This is a genomic window from Pseudonocardia sp. D17, from assembly GCF_036984265.1.
Taxonomy (GTDB): domain Bacteria; phylum Actinomycetota; class Actinomycetes; order Mycobacteriales; family Pseudonocardiaceae; genus Pseudonocardia; species Pseudonocardia benzenivorans.
In genome coordinates this window covers 1-726 of the sequence record NZ_BPRG01000178.1, presented here as the reverse complement: position 1 = coordinate 726, position 726 = coordinate 1, and the positions used below count along the sequence as shown (strand labels likewise).

The following is a 726-nucleotide window of genomic DNA, read 5'->3' as shown; positions in this document are numbered from 1 at the left end:
GGCGCCGATCACGACGAGGTGGGCGTTCGCGGAGAGCTCGCGCAGCGCCCGCTCGGGATGGTCGCGGGTGGTGCTGTGCCGGACCTCGACGTCGGGGTGGCGCCGGGCGTACGGCGCGACCCGCTCGTACACCGACGCCCGCACGCCCGAGGCGAAGTCGCCGAACTCGACGGCCGGATCGGCACAGGCGTCCAGGGGGACGTCGCTCCAGGCCTGCAGCACCCGCAGGTACACGTTGCGGTCGCGCGCCTCGGCGAACGCGACCTCGAGCGCCGCGTCGGAGTCCGGCGAGCCGTCGACCCCGACCACGACCGGGTCGTCGGGCCCGGCGTCGGGCAGCTCGTTGACGAAGACCAGCGGGCACGCCGACCGGCCGGCCAGCGCGACTCCCAGCAGCGTCCCGCCCCACCCCCCGACGGGCCGTCCGATCGCGAGCAGCGCGGCGTGCTCGGACGCCTCGCCGAGCACGTCGACGGGCACGCCGTCGCAGACCTCCGCCGACACGGTCATGTCGGGGAGCAGCGCGTCGACGTGGGCCGCGGTCCGGTCGACGTCGCGGCGGGCGATCGAACGCAGCTCGGACCGGACCTGGGCGGCGGCCCGGACCGCCTCCGGATGGCCCGCCACGACGCCCTGCCACTCCACGACCTCGACCAGCCGCAGCCGGAGGCCACGCCGATCCGCCTCGCGCGCGGCCCAGACGGCCGCGTCGAGGCAGTGGCGGGA

At 76.9% G+C, this 726-nt stretch carries 1 protein-coding gene; it reads right to left on the bottom strand.

Going from position 1 to position 726, the window contains the following annotated elements:
* A partial coding sequence (locus tag PSD17_RS25205; protein WP_339124825.1) for a universal stress protein occupies positions 1-726 on the bottom strand: 726 nt, incomplete at both ends.